Below are 1,100 nucleotides of genomic sequence, written 5' to 3' on the forward strand. Positions count from 1 at the left end.
TGTACTTCCCCGACACGTTGTGAACATCTGAGTTGAAGCGAAGACCTCCGGGCACGATGTGGGTTACCACACTCACCATCGCGCACACGGAGGTCTTCGTGACACACGCTAACGCACCTTTGACCCCGGAGGGACGCCGACGCCTCGCGGTCCTGATCATCGACGAAGGCTGGTCGCTGCGCAGAGCCGCTGAGCGGTTCGGGTGCTCGCCGGCGACCGCCAAACGCTGGTCCGACCGGTACCGGGCCGGCGAACCCCTGACCGACCGCAGTTCCCGGCCCCGGTCCTGTCCGACCCGCCTGCCCCGACGTACCGAACAGCGCATCGTCAAACTGCGCCACACCCGAAGATGGGGACCGCACCGGATCGGCTTCCATCTAAAGGTGCCCCGCTCGACGGTCGGGCGGGTCCTGGCCCGCTACCAGATGCCGCTGCTGGCCCACCTCGATCAGGCCACCGGCCTGCCGGTGCGCCGCCCCGCACCGCGCCGCTACGAGGCCGACCGCCCCGGCCGGCTGATCCACCTCGACATCAAGAAGCAGGGCAGAATCCCTGACGGAGGCGGCTGGCGGGCCCACGGCCGCGGCTCGGCCCAGGACAAGAACGCCGGCCGCGGACGTGACCGGGCCGCCCGCAGCGGGTCGCCCGGGTCACGGGGCTACCGGTACCTGCACCACGCCGTCGACGACCACTCCAGGGTCGCCTACTCGGAGATCCTCGACGACGAACGCAAGGAGACCGCCGCCGGGTTCTGGGAACGGGCCAACGCGTTTTTCGCCGGGATCGGCGTCACCGTGACCGCAGTGATGACCGACAACGGAGCCTGCTACCGCTCACACGCCTTCGCCGCTGCTCTCGGCCCGGACGTCACACACAAACGGACCAGACCGTATCGGCCCCAGACCAACGGGAAGGTCGAACGCTTCAATCGGACCCTGGCCACCGAATGGGCCTACGCCACCGACTACAGCAGCGAAGCCGAACGCGAAGCCGCCTACGCGACCTGGCTGCATTACTACAATCACCACCGCCCCCACACCGGCATCGGCGGCCTCGTCCCCTCAGTCCGCGTTCACAACCTCGCGGGGAAGTACACCTAG

Annotated in this window: 1 protein-coding gene; it reads left to right on the forward strand. The window is 68.5% G+C overall.

The window, feature by feature from the left end; genetic code table 11:
• Positions 1-98 precede the first annotated feature (98 nt).
• Entirely contained in the window at positions 99-1,100 is a 1,002-nt protein-coding gene (locus SCNU_RS19895) for an IS481 family transposase (protein ID WP_040519018.1), read from the forward strand.

It is taken from the genome of Gordonia neofelifaecis NRRL B-59395, from assembly GCF_000192435.1.
GTDB lineage: Bacteria > Actinomycetota > Actinomycetes > Mycobacteriales > Mycobacteriaceae > Gordonia > Gordonia neofelifaecis.